General features: G+C 55.2%; 15 protein-coding genes and 1 tRNA gene. 12 read left to right on the plus strand and 4 right to left on the minus strand.

Annotated elements, in window-relative coordinates; genetic code table 11:
- Positions 1-36 precede the first annotated feature (36 nt).
- The gene (gene dkgB / locus VPX56_RS04805; protein WP_326470202.1) at positions 37-840 is read left to right on the plus strand and encodes a 2,5-didehydrogluconate reductase DkgB; all 804 of its coding nucleotides are present in this window, start codon (positions 37-39) and stop codon (positions 838-840) included.
- A 29-nt stretch (positions 841-869) separates the two neighbouring features.
- Here dkgB and yafC read toward each other — a convergent pair whose 3' ends face one another.
- Positions 870-1,775 carry a DNA-binding transcriptional regulator YafC gene (gene yafC / locus VPX56_RS04810; protein WP_263611479.1) on the minus strand — a complete coding sequence of 302 codons (906 nt, stop codon included), beginning with the start codon at positions 1,773-1,775 and terminating at the stop codon, positions 870-872.
- Between the two features lie 104 nt (positions 1,776-1,879).
- Between yafC and VPX56_RS04815 the strand changes: the two genes are divergently transcribed.
- The 3 genes from VPX56_RS04815 (at position 1,880) to VPX56_RS04825 (ending at position 4,845) form a co-directional block, all read left to right on the plus strand.
- Entirely contained in the window at positions 1,880-3,055 is a 1,176-nt protein-coding gene (locus tag VPX56_RS04815; protein ID WP_326470204.1) for an MFS transporter, read from the plus strand.
- A 137-nt stretch (positions 3,056-3,192) separates the two neighbouring features.
- On the plus strand, positions 3,193-3,993 hold the full coding sequence (locus VPX56_RS04820; RefSeq protein WP_047653284.1) for an endonuclease/exonuclease/phosphatase family protein: 801 nt from the start codon (positions 3,193-3,195) through the stop codon (positions 3,991-3,993).
- A 78-nt stretch (positions 3,994-4,071) separates the two neighbouring features.
- Complete coding sequence (locus VPX56_RS04825) at positions 4,072-4,845, plus strand: class I SAM-dependent methyltransferase (protein WP_263611481.1); 774 nt, start codon at positions 4,072-4,074, stop codon at positions 4,843-4,845.
- A 51-nt stretch (positions 4,846-4,896) separates the two neighbouring features.
- Here the strand turns inward: VPX56_RS04825 and mltD are convergent, their stop codons facing one another.
- Both mltD and gloB read right to left on the minus strand, forming a co-directional pair.
- Positions 4,897-6,261, minus strand: coding sequence for a murein transglycosylase D (gene mltD / locus VPX56_RS04830; RefSeq protein WP_131633400.1), 1,365 nt, complete (start codon positions 6,259-6,261; stop codon positions 4,897-4,899).
- Between the two features lie 68 nt (positions 6,262-6,329).
- Complete coding sequence (gloB, locus tag VPX56_RS04835; protein WP_326470207.1) at positions 6,330-7,088, minus strand: hydroxyacylglutathione hydrolase; 759 nt, start codon at positions 7,086-7,088, stop codon at positions 6,330-6,332.
- A 32-nt stretch (positions 7,089-7,120) separates the two neighbouring features.
- Here gloB and VPX56_RS04840 point away from each other — a divergent pair, with 32 nt between their 5' ends.
- A complete protein-coding gene (locus VPX56_RS04840) occupies positions 7,121-7,837 on the plus strand; it encodes a class I SAM-dependent methyltransferase (protein ID WP_326470209.1) in 717 nt (238 codons plus the stop codon).
- Here VPX56_RS04840 and rnhA read toward each other — a convergent pair whose 3' ends face one another.
- The gene (gene rnhA / locus VPX56_RS04845; protein WP_131633397.1) at positions 7,838-8,305 is read right to left on the minus strand and encodes a ribonuclease HI; all 468 of its coding nucleotides are present in this window, start codon (positions 8,303-8,305) and stop codon (positions 7,838-7,840) included.
- Between the two features lie 64 nt (positions 8,306-8,369).
- Between rnhA and dnaQ the strand changes: the two genes are divergently transcribed.
- The 7 genes from dnaQ (at position 8,370) to VPX56_RS04880 (ending at position 14,981) form a co-directional block, all read left to right on the plus strand.
- A complete protein-coding gene (gene dnaQ / locus VPX56_RS04850) occupies positions 8,370-9,101 on the plus strand; it encodes a DNA polymerase III subunit epsilon (RefSeq protein ID WP_326470211.1) in 732 nt (243 codons plus the stop codon).
- 131 nt (positions 9,102-9,232) lie between these two features.
- Positions 9,233-9,309: transfer RNA gene (locus VPX56_RS04855), tRNA-Asp, on the plus strand.
- 386 nt (positions 9,310-9,695) lie between these two features.
- Positions 9,696-10,415 carry a FadR/GntR family transcriptional regulator gene (locus tag VPX56_RS04860; RefSeq protein ID WP_119935402.1) on the plus strand — a complete coding sequence of 240 codons (720 nt, stop codon included), beginning with the start codon at positions 9,696-9,698 and terminating at the stop codon, positions 10,413-10,415.
- Complete coding sequence (locus VPX56_RS04865) at positions 10,412-11,425, plus strand: ABC transporter ATP-binding protein (protein ID WP_326470214.1); 1,014 nt, start codon at positions 10,412-10,414, stop codon at positions 11,423-11,425. The genes VPX56_RS04860 and VPX56_RS04865 overlap by 4 nt, the downstream gene beginning before the upstream one ends.
- Entirely contained in the window at positions 11,422-12,504 is a 1,083-nt protein-coding gene (locus tag VPX56_RS04870; protein WP_217480243.1) for an ABC transporter ATP-binding protein, read from the plus strand. Before VPX56_RS04865 ends, VPX56_RS04870 begins: the two co-directional genes overlap by 4 nt.
- A 2-nt stretch (positions 12,505-12,506) precedes the next feature.
- Positions 12,507-14,021, plus strand: coding sequence for an ABC transporter substrate-binding protein (locus tag VPX56_RS04875; RefSeq protein WP_326470219.1), 1,515 nt, complete (start codon positions 12,507-12,509; stop codon positions 14,019-14,021).
- An 18-nt stretch (positions 14,022-14,039) separates the two neighbouring features.
- Positions 14,040-14,981, plus strand: coding sequence for an ABC transporter permease (locus tag VPX56_RS04880; protein ID WP_263611488.1), 942 nt, complete (start codon positions 14,040-14,042; stop codon positions 14,979-14,981).
- Positions 14,982-14,983 lie beyond the last annotated feature (2 nt).

Consider the following 14,983-nt stretch of genomic DNA (forward strand, 5'->3'; position numbering starts at 1 on the left):
CTCAGCTTACGAACACGATTATTAAAGAGGAATCATATGGCTATCCCTGCATTTGGTCTGGGCACCTTCCGCCTGAAAGACGACGTTGTTATCGCATCCGTAAAAACTGCGCTTGAGCTGGGCTATCGTACCGTTGATACGGCACAGATTTACGATAATGAAGCTGCCGTCGGTCAGGCCATCGAAGAAAGCGGTGTGTCGCGAAACGAGCTTTTCATCACCACGAAAATCTGGATTGAGAACCTCAGCAAAGATAAGCTGATCCCGAGCCTGAAAGAAAGTTTGAAGAAACTGCGTACAGACTACGTGGATCTGACGCTGATCCACTGGCCATCACCCAATGATGCAGTCTCTGTAGAAGAGTTCATGCAGGCGCTGCTCGAAGCGAAGAAAGAGGGATTAACCCGTGAAATTGGGATCTCCAACTTCACTATCCCGCTGATGGAAAGAGCGATTGCGGCTGTGGGTGCAGAAAACATTGCCACCAACCAGATTGAACTGTCACCGTACCTGCAAAACCGCAAAGTGGTGGACTGGGCCAAACAGCACGGTATCCACATTACCTCTTACATGACGCTGGCCTACGGTAAGGCGTTGAAGGATGAGGTGATTATTCGCATTGCAGAGAAACACAACGCCACTGCTGCGCAGGTTATTCTGGCATGGGCGATCGGTGAAGGTTATGCCGTGATCCCGTCCTCAACCAGGCGTGAAAACCTGGCAAGCAACCTGCTCGCGATGGATCTCAAGCTGGACGAAGAAGACAAAAAAGCGATCGCCGCCCTGGATTGCAACGATCGCCTGGTGAGCCCGGAAGGGTTAGCGCCAGACTGGGATTAATACTCTCCCTCCCTCTGTACCCAAAACCCTCACACAGCTCCTTTCGGAGCTGTTTTTATATGTTCGCTCAGGAAGTCGATAAAGGCGCGTATGCGCGTGCTGACCGCTCTGTCACTGTAATAGACCGCACTAAAAGGCATCTCAACCGGCAGGCGCTTATCGGCCATCAGCTCCACAAGTTCACCGCGTGCAATCTCCTTATCAATCATGTAATCCGATAAGCAGGCGATACCATTCCCTGTAAGACACAGCTGCTTCAGCGTTTCCCCGCTGTTGGATGATAGTCCGCAGCTGATTTCATGAAGCTGGCCGTCATGGCAGGCTACAGGCCAGGTATTCAGCGAGACGGGCTCTGTAAAGCCCAGACACAGGTGCTGCTTAAGATCTTCCACCGTCTCCGGTTTCCCATGTTCAGCGATATACTCTGGCGACGCGATTATTTTACGGTAGCTGGTGAACAGCGGACGGGCGCGCAGGCTTGAGTCCGTTAAGGTTCCCGCCCGGATGGCGACGTCGACCTTTCGTTCAATAAGATTGATAAATGTCTCAGAGGAAACCAGCGAGAGCGTCATCTCAGGATAACGTTCGCGGAAAGGTTTAATCAACGGCATCAGAAAGTGCAGCACGACAGGGGTGGCTGCATCGATACGCAGAAGCCCCCGCGGCGTACTGCGGGATTCCATAATCTCGGTTTCAGCCGCCGCCATCTCCTGCAGAACAGACTGCACGCGTCTAAAATAGCGCTCTCCTTCTTCCGTCAGGCTCAGCTGGCGCGTTGTTCGGTTGAGGAGGCTCACCCCAAGCTTCATCTCAAGTTTTTTCACCGAGCGGCTTATAGCCGAGTTAGCTTGCCCCAGCTGTTCGGCTGCACGGCTAAAGCTGCCGCTTTCGACGACGGCGACAAAGATTGTCAGCTCTTCCGATGTTGCTTTCATTGTTGCCTCATCCGCAAAATTCAATTGATATTTTGACCATTTTTGTTATTTAACCACCGGCGCATACTTCCTGTCATCTTAATCCTGAAGAGACGGAGTATTTTATGCCACTGGCGCTACTTGCCCTCACGATCAGTGCCTTTGCGATAGGCACGACCGAGTTCGTTATTGTAGGACTGGTTCCTACCATCGCTCATCAACTTGCTATTTCGTTGCCCTCGGCCGGACTACTGGTGTCAATCTACGCATTGGGCGTCGCCGTCGGTGCGCCAGTATTGACGGCGCTGACCGGGCGTTTCCCCCGTAAACAACTGCTGATTGCCCTGATGGTGCTTTTTACCGCTGGCAACCTTCTGGCCTGGCAGGCGCCGGATTACACGACTCTGGTTATTGCCCGACTGCTCACCGGCCTCGCGCACGGCGTGTTCTTCTCCATCGGTTCAACCATTGCAACAAGCCTGGTGCCTAAAGAGAAAGCGGCGTCAGCCATTGCAATTATGTTTGGTGGATTAACTGTCGCGCTGGTTACCGGCGTGCCTTTGGGAACATTTATCGGACAGCACTTCGGCTGGCGTGAAACCTTCCTCGCCGTATCTCTTCTGGGCGTGATTGCGCTGGTCGCCAGTATGCTGTTGGTGCCATCAAATATTCCGGGCCGGGCGAACGCAAGCCTGAGCGATCAGATAAAGGTACTGACACATCCGCGCCTGCTGCTCATCTATGCCGTTACCGCGCTGGGCTATGGCGGCGTGTTCACCGCTTTCACCTTCCTGGCGCCGATGATGCAAGACCTGGCGGGCTTCTCCCCCAGTGCCGTGAGCTGGATTTTGCTCGGCTACGGTATCTCAGTCGCAATCGGTAATATCTGGGGCGGCAAGCTTGCTGATAAACATGGCGCAGTACCTGCTTTGAAGTTCATCTTTGCGGCACTGGTCGTTCTGCTATTGATCTTCCAGTTCACGGCATCCATGCAATATGCTGCGCTGGTCACCGTTCTGGCGATGGGGATCTTTGCCTTTGGTAACGTGCCGGGGCTACAGGTCTACGTGGTGCAGAAAGCCGAGCAGTACACGCCGAACGCGGTGGACGTGGCATCGGGTTTGAATATTGCCGCGTTTAACATTGGTATTGCGATCGGCTCCATTATCGGCGGACAAACTGTTGAACACTTTGGCCTGACCCAAACGCCATGGATTGGTGCTGCGATTGTTCTTGCTGCCTTCCTGCTGATTGGCCTGAGTGGACGTCTTGATAAACCTGCTCGCGTGGCGCTCGGATAAATATCAGTAAGTGCTTGCTTACAAAACTGGAAAGCGCTTTCTGAGAAATTGCGTTGAAAGTGTGACCTAAAGTCCCTATAACATTAGAACCAGTCCGTTTTCCGGGCTGGTTCACGTTATAGAGGTTGTTTCCAAAAGTGCGAAAGAATACCTATGCCATGCGTTATGTTGCCGGAATGCCCGCGGAGAGAATTATGCCTCCGGGGTCATTTGCGAGCATTAGCCAGGCATTGCCCGCCGGTACGCCGTTAAGCAGCGATGACAAAATTCGGGTCCTGGTGTGGAATATCTTTAAACAGCAGCGCGCGGAGTGGTTATCCGTGCTCAAGAATTTTGGCAAAGATGCCCATCTGGTACTGCTGCAGGAGGCGCAAACGACGCCTGAATTGGTTCGGTTTGCAACAACTAACTACCTCGCCGCCGATCAGGTGCCGGCATTTGTCTTGCCGCAGCACCCCTCCGGTGTGATGACGCTTTCCGCCGCGCATCCGGTTTATTGCTGCCCTCTGCGTGAGCGAGAGCCTATCCTGCGTCTGGCTAAATCGGCGCTGGTAACCGTCTATCCGCTTCCGGACACCCGCATGCTGATGGTGGTGAACATCCACGCGGTGAACTTCAGCCTCGGCGTCGATGTGTATAGCAAGCAGTTACTGCCTATTGGCGATCAGATTGCCCATCACAGCGGGCCCATCATTATGGCGGGAGACTTCAACGCCTGGAGCCGTCCGCGTATGAATGCGCTGTATCGCTTTGCACGCGAAATGTCGCTGCGTGAGGTCCGCTTCAGCGATGACCAACGCAAAAAGGCCTTTGGCCGTCCTCTCGATTTCGTCTTCTATCGTGGTTTGAGCGTGCACGACGCCTCCGTTCTGGTGACGCGCGCCTCCGATCACAATCCTCTACTAGTTGAATTCAGTCCCGGCAAACCTGATAAATAATGGTGTGTCAGGTCTGCCGTGGGGCAGGCCTGTGCGGGAGCTGCCCTTTATTTTTTTAAACAACAAAAGGACAGTAAGATGACAACAACACATTCCCATCATGACAACGTAGAAAAACAGTTTGGCTCTCAGGCAAGCGCCTATCTGAGCAGCGCCGTGCATGCTTCTGGCAATGATCTGGTTCGTCTGGGGGAGCGTCTGAAGGCATTCCCTCAGGCAAAGGCGCTGGATTTAGGCTGTGGGGCAGGGCACGCCAGCTTTACCGCCGCGCAGCAGGTGTCTCAGGTCACGGCATATGATTTATCCAGCCAGATGCTGGAGGTGGTAGCTGAGGCCGCAAAAGCCAAAGGGCTGAGCAACGTCACCACCCGTCAGGGCTACGCCGAATCCTTACCCTTTGAGGATGCATCCTTTGACGTTGTCATCAGTCGCTACTCCGCACACCATTGGCATGATGTGGGGCAGGCATTGCGGGAAGTGAAGCGTGTACTCAAGCCGGGGGGGATTTTCATCATCATGGACGTGATGTCTCCGGGGCATCCGGTTCGTAATATCTGGCTGCAGACGGTAGAAGCTCTGCGCGATACGTCCCATGTACAAAATTATTCCAGCGGGGAGTGGTTGTCGTTTATCACCGAAGCCGGTTTGATTTCGCGCTCATTGATAACAGACCGGCTGCCGCTGGAATTCAGTTCGTGGATTGCGCGTATGCGCACGCCTGAAGCCTTAAGTCAGGCCATTCGGATGTATCAGGAGAGTGCTTCTGCGGAGGTGAAGGCCTACTTTGAACTGCAGGAAGATGGATCGTTTACCAGCGATACGATCATGGCCGAAGCGCAAAAAGCAGGGTAAAACAAAAAAGGCACCGGGGGAATCGGTGCCTTTTTATCCGAGATCGTGTAATCAGGAGTCTGGCGTAGCGCTGTTTTTCACAAACAGCGTGAGCTGGTCGCCTGGTTGCAGATTGTCAGTATCGTTGTTCCAGCGCATCACATCTTTGATGTTCACGCCGTGTCGTTTAGCGATACTGGACAGCGAATCACCTTTACGCACGCGATAGGTAATGCTATCGCTGTTTTTGGCGAGACGCTGTGCGCTGCTACCTGCACCAACCGTCAGAGTTTGACCCACTTTCAGACTTGAGCCGCGCAGGTTGTTCCACTGCTGCAGATCTTTTGAATTCACGCCAAGACGTGATGCAATGCCCGAAAGCGTATCGCCTGAACGAACCTTATAGCTGCGGCTGCTGACTGATGAAGCATCCGCGATCAGCGTTGACTGAACGGCGGCAATTTCACCCGAAGCTAAAGACTCGCGTAACTGCTCTGCATGTTTCTGCGGAACCATCACATACCGTGGGCCAGTTGCTCCCAGAGTTGAGCCTTTAACACCTGCATTAAAGGTTTTCAATTTACTTACCGACATACCCGTCATATCGGCAACCTGTTGAATATCAACCGGGCTGCTGAGGCGAACGCGCGCCAGTGCACGACTTTCGTCTGGTGTTGGCAGTTGTACACCGTAACGCTTACTGTTCTTGAGAATATCGCTCAAGGCCAGCATCTTCGGTACGTAAATTTTCGTTTCTTGAGGCAGTGAGAGCGACCAAAAATCGGTGGACTTACCACGCGCTTTGTTTGCTTTCATTGCCTTCATTACACGACCTTCGCCGCTGTTATACGCCGCGACAGTTAACAACCAGTCGCCGTCAAACATCTTGTTCAGACGTTGCATCATGTCGAGAGCGGCTGTCGTTGAAGCGACAACATCACGACGCGCATCGTAGCTGCGGGTCTGTTTCAAACCATAATTGCGCCCTGTGCTCGGAATGATCTGCCAGATGCCTGCGGCATTGGCGCCAGACGTTGCGTGTGGGTCAAAAGCGCTCTCCACTATGGGTAGGAGTACCAGCTCCATAGGCATGTTACGTTTCTTAACTTGCCCGGCTATCCAGTACATATACGGCTCTGCCCGTAACGTTACATCGTGGAGATAGCTCTTATTCCTCAAATACTTCTGTTTCTGTTCGCGAATCCGGGTATTTTCCGGAATTCCCATCTTTAGCTCGTCGCCAATAGAGGCCCACAAGTCCTGTTCCTGCGCAAATGATGTTCCATCGTCCATCCACCGCGCCGAACTTGTAAACTTCCCTGCTTCCCCTTGACCAGCTGCAGAAAGGCTCTGTGCGTGCTGTTGTACGTTGTTGCCAGTCTGCGACTGGCAACCTACAAGCAGGACAGAGGCGAGTAATATCGCTTTTGCCTTCATGTGTGTGTCAATAGTTGCTTAAAAGACGAGCGATGATAACGGCGAAATTTTGAAAAGGCAACCCGCATTTATCTGAAGTTATCTTTCTTTGACCTTAACCATGCAAATCGCTGTTCTGGTTGTTGCAAATTTGTTTCTTGGTTAATTTTATTAATTAAATCAACATCATCAGTTCGTAAAAATAAATTTATTCTCCGCTCGTTTTTCAGAATTACGGGTAGTGTTTTTTGGTTTTTTGCACGTAACTCCTTCACTTCCTGATAGTAATCCTGAATAGCACGATCGTCTGGTAAAACGCTGACGGCAAACTTCATATTCCCTAAAGTATACTCATGTGCGCAACATATAAGCGTATCCTCGGGTAGCGCATTAATCTTTTGTAAAGACTGATACATTTGTTCAGGTGTACCCTCAAAGAGTCTGCCGCAGCCGCCAGAAAACAGCGTGTCGCCGCAAAATAGATAAGGTTTACTGTAGAAACAGAGATGTCCCGAAGTGTGACCTGGTGTAGCAAATACGAAAAATTCCCACCCCAGTATGAGGATATTTTCGCCTTCTTCGACTACTTGCGTTGTACCTTTATCTTGTGTTTCTGCTGGCCCGTATACCACAAGATGCGGAAACCGGGCGCGCAGTTCGGATACTCCACCAACGTGATCGTTATGATGATGGGTGAGGAGTATGGCCTCTGGCTGCCAGCCGTTCTCATTGATGGCACGTAGAACCGGGGCAGATTCTCCGGGATCGACAATGATGCATCGGCGCGCGTCATCGACCAAAACCCAGATGTAATTGTCCTGGAAAGCAGAAATACTGATAAGATTCATACATTACCTCTTATAGCGTGGCGGGTGCGTTTATGAAACCGGCAAGGATACCTCAGACTGTCACAGCACCGGAACGTTGGGCGGAACTGCCCTGGGGTGAATACTATCGCGAGGCGTTAGAGCAACAGCTCAAGCCGTGGCTCGCAAAAATGTATGGCTTTCACCTGCTTAAGATTGGCAATCTCAGTGCGGAAATCAATACCGAAAGCTGCGCTATCTCACATCAGGTTAATGTCTCTCTCGATGGTGCACCGGTTCAGGTGAAAGCCGATCCCCTGCATCTCCCCTTTGCTGAAAAATCGATTGATGCCTGCCTGCTCGCACACACCTTACCCTGGTGTAGCGATCCGCATCGTTTGTTACGCGAAGCCGATCGCGTGCTGATTGATGATGGCTGGCTGGTGATTAGTGGGTTCAATCCGTTAAGTCTGATGGGATTACGAAAGCTCGTCCCCGTGTTACGCCACACGCCACCCTATGACAGCCGGATGTTTACGATGATGCGCCAGCTCGACTGGCTTTCACTGCTGAACTTTGAAGTGCTCGGCTACGGCGGTTTTCAGGTATTGCCCTGGGCAAGAAAGGGCGGCGTTGTGCTTAGCACCCATCTCCCAGCGTTAGGCTGCATGCAGTTTATCGTCGCGCGTAAGCGGACAATCCCTCTTACGCTCAACCCGATGAAGCAGAGCAAATCTAAATCGCAGATCCGCCAGACCGTTGGCGCAACGCGTCAGTATCGAAAACCCTGATCAGGATTCTGGTTGATACCCAGTATCTTCATGAGCGGGATTTGACGCAGCCGCGCGCGCAAGTTCGTCACAGCGTTCGTTTTCGGGGTGACCAGCATGGCCTTTCACCCATTCCCATTTTATTTCGTGCTGGCCCAGCGCCGCATCAAGGCGTTTCCAGAGGTCGACGTTCTTGACCGGCTTCTTTTCAGCCGTCTTCCAGCCGCGTTTTTTCCAGTTGTGAATCCACTGGGTAATGCCCTGGCGCACGTACTGGCTGTCAGTGCTCAGCACCACGTCACAGTGTTCTTTTAAGGCTTCCAGCGCCACGATGGCGGCCATCAGTTCCATGCGGTTGTTGGTGGTCAGGAAATAGCCTTCGCTAAAGGTTTTTTCGTGCTCGCGGTAACGCATAATGGCGCCATAGCCGCCAGGTCCCGGGTTGCCAAGACAAGATCCATCGGTGAAAATTTCTACCTGTTTACGCATCTCTGGTAGACTTCCTGTAATTTGAACGTTCAGTTAAACGATAAGTCTGACATAAATGACCGCTATGAGCACTGCAATTACTCGCCAGATTGTTCTTGATACCGAAACCACCGGTATGAACCAAATTGGCGCGCACTACGAAGGGCACAAGATCATCGAGATCGGTGCCGTTGAAGTCGTGAACCGTCGTCTGACAGGGAACAACTTCCACGTTTACCTCAAGCCCGATCGGCTGGTGGATCCGGAAGCGTTCGGCGTTCACGGTATTGCCGATGAGTTCTTGCTGGATAAGCCGACTTTTGCAGACGTGGCGGACGAGTTCCTGGAATATATTAAGGGCGCCGAGCTCGTCATCCATAACGCCTCGTTCGATATCGGCTTTATGGATTATGAATTCAGCAAGCTCAATCGTGATATCCCGAAGACGAATACCTTCTGCAAGGTGACAGACAGCCTGGCGCTGGCAAGGAAAATGTTTCCCGGCAAGCGTAACAGCCTCGATGCTCTTTGTTCACGCTATGAAATAGACAACACCAAGCGAACGCTGCACGGCGCACTGCTCGATGCCCAGATCCTGGCCGATGTCTACCTGACCATGACTGGGGGGCAGACGTCGATGAAGTTCAGTACGGAGAATGAATCGCAGCAGACGCAGGGAGAAGCGGGCATTCAGCGCGTTGTGCGTCAGGCTAGCCGCCTGCGGGTTATTTTAGCCAGCGATGAAGAACTTCTGAATCATGAATCGCGTCTCGATTTGGTTCAGAAGAAAGGTGGCAGCTGCATGTGGCGCGCTTAAATAGCGTGAGAATGCCTGTAAATTCACCGCTTGGGTGATTTTTGCAGCAAACGATTCAAAAGCTAAGAAAAAGCGTTGACGAGTTCAGAGGCAGACCGTAATATTCGCCTCGTTCCCCAAACGGGAACAGTGGAGCGGTAGTTCAGTCGGTTAGAATACCTGCCTGTCACGCAGGGGGTCGCGGGTTCGAGTCCCGTCCGTTCCGCCACTATTCAGAAGGCCTGAATCAGAAATGATTCAGGCCTTCGTCGTTTTATCGCTGAAAAAGATTACCCGCCTCAGCACTTTCATTGGTTAACAAAAAGTTAATAAACACAGTGCATTTAATTAACAAATGCACGTTTTTAGTGCGTTATTTGCACTCATTTTGTGCATTACGTCCACATCTCCCTCCCGGCACGACCTCGATTTGTAATAATTATGTAAAAATAATTCATAGAAAATCATCCAGTTACCGGCCATTTTCCAAAAAGCTCCTGAACCAATGCGCTATTGGTTCGTTTATTGCTTAATCATTAGCACGATAAGTTGCACGTCATATCAATAACTTATCGTTAATAAAAATAAAGTAATGATGATAGCGAGCGAACCAATATGGAAAAACCGTCACGGTTTCTGGCAAATTCCAGCACCGCGCTTGAGCAGCTGCGCGGGCTAATCAATCAGCACGAGTCAACACCAGGCATTCCGCTGCCCACTGAACGTGAGCTGTCGGACACTCTCGGCGTAGGGCGGCGTGAAGTCCGTCGTGCGCTGGACGTGCTGGAAGAAGAAGGGCGAATCTGGCGTAAGCAGGGCAAAGGGACCTTTATTGGCCCGGCAGCTCCCGTTGAACCGCTGGCCCTTCAGGGATTGGTTCAGCAAACCAACCTTCTGGAAGTGATGGAAGCTCGTTTACAGCTCGAACCCGGCCTGGCCCGGCTTGCGGCACTGCGTGCCACCAGGGAAAACCTCGCGCTTATGCAGCGCATGCTGGAACGCATTGACAAGGTCAGCCCGGACGACCGCGACCTTAATGAATTATGGGATAGCGCTTTTCACCGTGCCATTGCCGAGGCCGCAGGCAACCGCCTGATGCTCGGGCTGTTTGATGCCATTGACGCCGTACGGCGCGAGCCGAGCTGGCAGCATTTGCGCGAGCTTGCACGAACCCCTGAACGTGTCGACAGCTATAACGACCACCACCACAAAATCATGTCCGCGATTATTCATCGCCAGCCCAATGAAGCCGCCGCCGCGATGCGGGAACACCTGCTCACGCTGCAAACCGCCCTGATTCAGGCTATTCACCTTGAGGACGACTCCACGCTATGACGACGATACCCTTTAAGGACGCTACGCCCGTACTGCGGCTGCAAAACCTCAACGTTAAATTCGCGGGCTCCCCGGTCAGCGTGCTGGACGGTATTTCGCTGACGGTTAAAGCGGGCGAAACGCTGGCGCTGGTGGGCGAATCCGGCTGTGGAAAAAGTATCACCTCGTTAGCGCTGATGGGCTTACTGCCTGCCAGCGCGCAGATTGTCAGCGGTGAGATGCAGTTTCGCCGCCATGACCTGCGCAAGCTCTCGCCGCGGGAATACGCTGACCTGCGCGGCAGCGAGCTGGCGATGATATTCCAGGAGCCCATGACCTCGCTCAATCCGGCGTTTACGCTGGGCGATCAGCTTGGCGAAGCGGTCATACGCCATCAGAACGTCTCGCGTGCAGAGGCGATGAGCGTCGCGCTGCAAATCCTGGAAAAGGTGCAAATCCCGGCGGCAGAGATGCGCCTTAAGGCTTACCCGCATCAGCTTTCCGGCGGTATGCGCCAGCGCGTGATGATTGCCATGGCGCTGATTAACCATCCCAAACTGCTGATTGCCGATGAGCCGACTACAGCGCTCGACGTCACTATTCAGGCGCAAATCCTCTCCCTGCTGAATACCTTAAAAGAGGAAACCGGAACGGCGGTGCTGATGATCACCCACGATTTAGGCGTGGTGGCCGAAGTGGCGCAGCAGGTAGCGGTGATGTATGCCGGACAGGTGGTTGAGCAGGGAAGCGTAGAGGCAATTTTTGCCGATCCGCAGCACCCGTACACCATCGGCCTGATGGGCTCGATCCCGTCCCTTGGCGCACGCAAAGGCCAACTTTCAACCATTCCCGGCGCGGTACCGCTGCCGGAATCCATGCCTGAAGGCTGCCGCTTTGCCACCCGCTGTCCGTTTGCGCAGACGCGCTGTCACGCTGAAAAACCACAGCTCAACACCCTCGGCACCGGCCATCAGGTCGCCTGCTTCCGCGTGCCGCTCGAACACCACATTGCCCTGGGAGAGACCGCATGACCACGCCCATTCTTGAAGCCCGCGACCTGAGCAAGCGCTTCCCCGGCCCGAAAAAACTCTTTTCCCCGGCCCGTTTTGTCACGGCGGTCGACCGCGTTTCGCTTGCCGTCATGCCGGGCGAAACGCTGGCGATTGTCGGCGAGTCCGGCTCCGGGAAATCCACCCTCGGCCGCCTGCTGCTGCGCCTGCTGGCCGCCAGCGAAGGGCGCGTGTTTTATCAGGGGGAGGAGATCACCGACGCCTCGGGCGCTCGCCTGAACCAGCTCCGCCGCGAGCTGCAGATCATCTTTCAGGACCCCTTTGCCTCGCTGAACCCGCGCATGACGGTGGAGCAGATCGTCGGTGAGCCGCTGTGGCTGCATCAGAACATGAAAAAAGCGGACCGCCAGTACCGCGTCGCCGAGCTGCTCAAAACCGTTGGCCTGCCTGCCGCCTGGGCCGGGCGCTATCCGCACGAGTTTTCCGGCGGGCAGCGCCAGCGTATCGGCATCGCGCGCGCGCTGGCTTCCGGGCCGAAGCTGCTGCTGGGCGACGAGCCGGTATCCGCGCTGGATGTCTCCGTTCAGGCGCAGGTGGTCAACCTGCTGGAAAGCCTGAAGCACCAGCTTGGGCTAACGATGGTGATTGTCGCCCACGGCCTGGCGGTGATCCGCCACATGAGCGACCGCGTGGCGGTCATGTACCTTGGGCAAATCGTCGAGCTTGCCACCGTGGATGAGATTTTTGACGCGCCGCTGCACCCCTACACCCAGGCATTGATCGCGTCTGCACCGCAGATGCAGCCGGGGGTTGAGCGCGACGCGCCGCTGCTGCAGGGGGATCTGCCCAACCCGGCCAGCCCGCCGTCCGGCTGCCGTTTCCATACCCGCTGTCCGTACGTTACCGATGAATGCCGCCAGGTTGAGCCGATTAATCAGGTCCTCGACGGCGGACGTCAGGTTGCCTGCCACCGCTGGCAGGAGATCAACCGCGATCGCAGCGTTATCCAGATCGCACCGCCATCCGCCGCTTTTCTGCGCCGCCGCGCGCTGTTTGAACACGCGGCCACTCACTCGTCCCTTCCTTCAAGGAACTCATGATAATGACAATGCGTAATTCTCTTTTGACCGTACTGGGAAGTGTTATGTTGCTTGGCGCGGCGCTGCCCGCCCATTCTGAAAGCGTGCTGCGAATCGGTCTGGGCGCAGACCCGGACATGCTCGACCCGCATCTGGCGCGCACCTACTATGGCCGCTTCGTCTTTGCCTCCCTGTGCGACAGGCTGGTGGACGTCGACGAGCACCTGAAGGTCGTACCGGGTCTGGCTAAATCCTGGGCCTGGAGCGATGACGGCAAAACGCTGACAATGGATCTGCGCGACGGCGTCACCTTCCACGACGGCGAGAAATTCGATGCCGCCGCCGCAAAATACAACCTCGACCGCGCTCTGACCCTCAAAGGCTCCCTGCGTAAAAGCGAGATCTCCTCCGTTGAATCGGTCGAGGTCACCGGCCCGATGCAGATTGCGCTGCGCCTGAAAACGCCCGATGCCGCGCTGCTGATGCAGCTCACTGACCGCGCGGGCGCGATGATGGCCCCGGAGGCGGCGAAAAAGCCTGACTTTGCCGCTCACCCGATCTGTTCCGGCCCATACAAGTTCGACAGCCGCGTGTCGCAGGACCGTATCGTTCTGACGCGCTTTGACAACTACTGGAACAAAGACGCCTACCACTTTGACAAGATTATCTATCTGCCGATCCCGGATGCCTCCGTGCGCCTCGCGAACCTGCGCGCGGGCGATCTCGATCTGACCGAAGGCATCGCCGCCAGCGACGTTAAAACCGTGGAAGCCGACAGCAAGCTGGCGCTGGCGAAGGTAACCGGCCTGGGCTATCAGGGCATCACCTTCAACATCAACAACGGCAAGGTGCCGGCGAACGATCCGTTCAAGGACGCCCGCGTGCGCGAGGCGTTTTCACAGGCCATCGACCGCGATGCGTTAAACCAGGTGGTCTTTGAGGGGCTCTACACCCCGGCCAACCAGGCGTTTTCACCGGTCAGCCCGTATCACGTCAACCTGCCGGTGCCGCCGCGTGACGTTGACAAGGCAAAAGCGCTGCTGAAAGCCGCCGGTATCACCGCGCCGCTGACCGTCAACCTGCTGGTGCCGAACAACCCAACCTCGCAGCAGGTGGGTCAGGTATTGCAGGCGATGGTCGCTGAGGCCGGATTTAACCTGAACCTGCAGATGACCGAATTCGCCACGCTGCTGGATCGCCAGCAGAGCGGTGACTACCAGCTGAGCTTCTCCGGCTGGTCGGGCCGCCCGGACCCGGACGGCAGCATCTACGGCTTTATCAACAGCAAAGGCACCCTGAACGACGGCCGCTACAGCAACGCGCAGGTTGATGAATGGCTGACCCAGGCGCGCCAGAGCACAGATCAGGCCGCACGCCAGCCGCTGTACGACAAGGTGGTGAAACAGCTGCAGACCGACATGCCGATTGCCTACCTCTACTTTGAGCCGCGCATTTTTGGCCTGAACAAAAGCGTGCAGGGCTTTAAGCCGTATCCGGACGGCATCGTGCGTCTGGCTGGCCTATCGCTGGCGAAATAAACGTCCTAAGGAGAACCCATGCTGGAACTGATTTGCAAACGTCTGCTGCTGGCCGTCCCGACGCTATTGCTGGTGAGCATGATGGTGTTCGGGCTGCAAAAGCTGCTGCCCGGCGATCCGCTGATCGCCATGGCCGGGGAGGAGCGCGACCCGGCGGTCATTGCCCAGCTGCGCGCGGAGCTGAACCTCGACGCGCCCATCCCGGTGCAGTACTTCAACTGGCTGACGCGGGCGCTGCAGGGCGATCTGGGCGTCTCCTTACGCACCCACGAGCCGGTGACGCAGCTGATCGCCAGCAAGCTGCCGGTCACGCTGGAGCTGTCGCTGCTGGCGATGATTATCGCGCTGGCTTTTGGCATCAGCATGGGGATCCTCGCGGCGGTGAACAAAAACAGCTGGGTCGATCACGGGGCGAACTTCGTGGCGATCTCGGGGATCTCGATCCCGCACTTCTGGCTGGGGATTCTGCTGATTCTGGTCTTCTCGGTGAATCTGCAGTGGCTACCCGCGTCCGGCTACGTGCCGTTCAGTGAAGATCCAATCCAGAACCTGCGCACGCTGCTGCTGCCCGCGTCCGTGCTCGGAACCGGCCTCGCGGCAACGCTGATGCGCCACACCCGCGCCTCGATGATTGCGGTGCTAAAGGCGGATTACATCCGCACCGCGCGGGCGAAAGGGCTGCTGCCGAAGGCGGTGATCCTGAAGCACGCGTTTCGCAACGCGCTGGTGCCGGTCATCACCCTCACCACGCTGCTGTTCGGCGAGCTGCTGGGCGGCGCGGTGCTGACAGAGCAGGTCTTCACCATTCCGGGCTTCGGCAAGATGATCGTCGACTCGGTATTCAACCGTGACTACGCGGTGGTGCAGGGCGTGGTGCTGATCGTGGCGATTGGCTTTCTGATGCTCAACCTGCTGGCCGACGTGCTCTACGTCCTTATCAACCCGAAAATGCGAGGTTAACC

The sequence above is a fragment of the Enterobacter wuhouensis genome (assembly GCF_035835995.1).
In the GTDB taxonomy this organism is placed as follows: domain Bacteria; phylum Pseudomonadota; class Gammaproteobacteria; order Enterobacterales; family Enterobacteriaceae; genus Enterobacter; species Enterobacter wuhouensis.

Coding starts and splice junctions, on each gene's coding strand:
- VPX56_RS04875 (WP_326470219.1), top strand. CDS start 12,507: ATGACAATGCGTAATTCTCTTTTGACCGTACTGGGAAGTGTTATGTTG.
- VPX56_RS04825 (WP_263611481.1), top strand. CDS start 4,072: ATGACAACAACACATTCCCATCATGACAACGTAGAAAAACAGTTTGGC.
- yafC (WP_263611479.1), bottom strand. CDS start 1,775: ATGAAAGCAACATCGGAAGAGCTGACAATCTTTGTCGCCGTCGTCGAA.
- dnaQ (WP_326470211.1), top strand. CDS start 8,370: ATGAGCACTGCAATTACTCGCCAGATTGTTCTTGATACCGAAACCACC.
- gloB (WP_326470207.1), bottom strand. CDS start 7,088: ATGAATCTTATCAGTATTTCTGCTTTCCAGGACAATTACATCTGGGTT.
- VPX56_RS04880 (WP_263611488.1), top strand. CDS start 14,040: ATGCTGGAACTGATTTGCAAACGTCTGCTGCTGGCCGTCCCGACGCTA.
- VPX56_RS04840 (WP_326470209.1), top strand. CDS start 7,121: ATGAAACCGGCAAGGATACCTCAGACTGTCACAGCACCGGAACGTTGG.
- VPX56_RS04815 (WP_326470204.1), top strand. CDS start 1,880: ATGCCACTGGCGCTACTTGCCCTCACGATCAGTGCCTTTGCGATAGGC.
- VPX56_RS04865 (WP_326470214.1), top strand. CDS start 10,412: ATGACGACGATACCCTTTAAGGACGCTACGCCCGTACTGCGGCTGCAA.
- dkgB (WP_326470202.1), top strand. CDS start 37: ATGGCTATCCCTGCATTTGGTCTGGGCACCTTCCGCCTGAAAGACGAC.
- rnhA (WP_131633397.1), bottom strand. CDS start 8,305: ATGCGTAAACAGGTAGAAATTTTCACCGATGGATCTTGTCTTGGCAAC.
- mltD (WP_131633400.1), bottom strand. CDS start 6,261: ATGAAGGCAAAAGCGATATTACTCGCCTCTGTCCTGCTTGTAGGTTGC.
- VPX56_RS04870 (WP_217480243.1), top strand. CDS start 11,422: ATGACCACGCCCATTCTTGAAGCCCGCGACCTGAGCAAGCGCTTCCCC.
- VPX56_RS04860 (WP_119935402.1), top strand. CDS start 9,696: ATGGAAAAACCGTCACGGTTTCTGGCAAATTCCAGCACCGCGCTTGAG.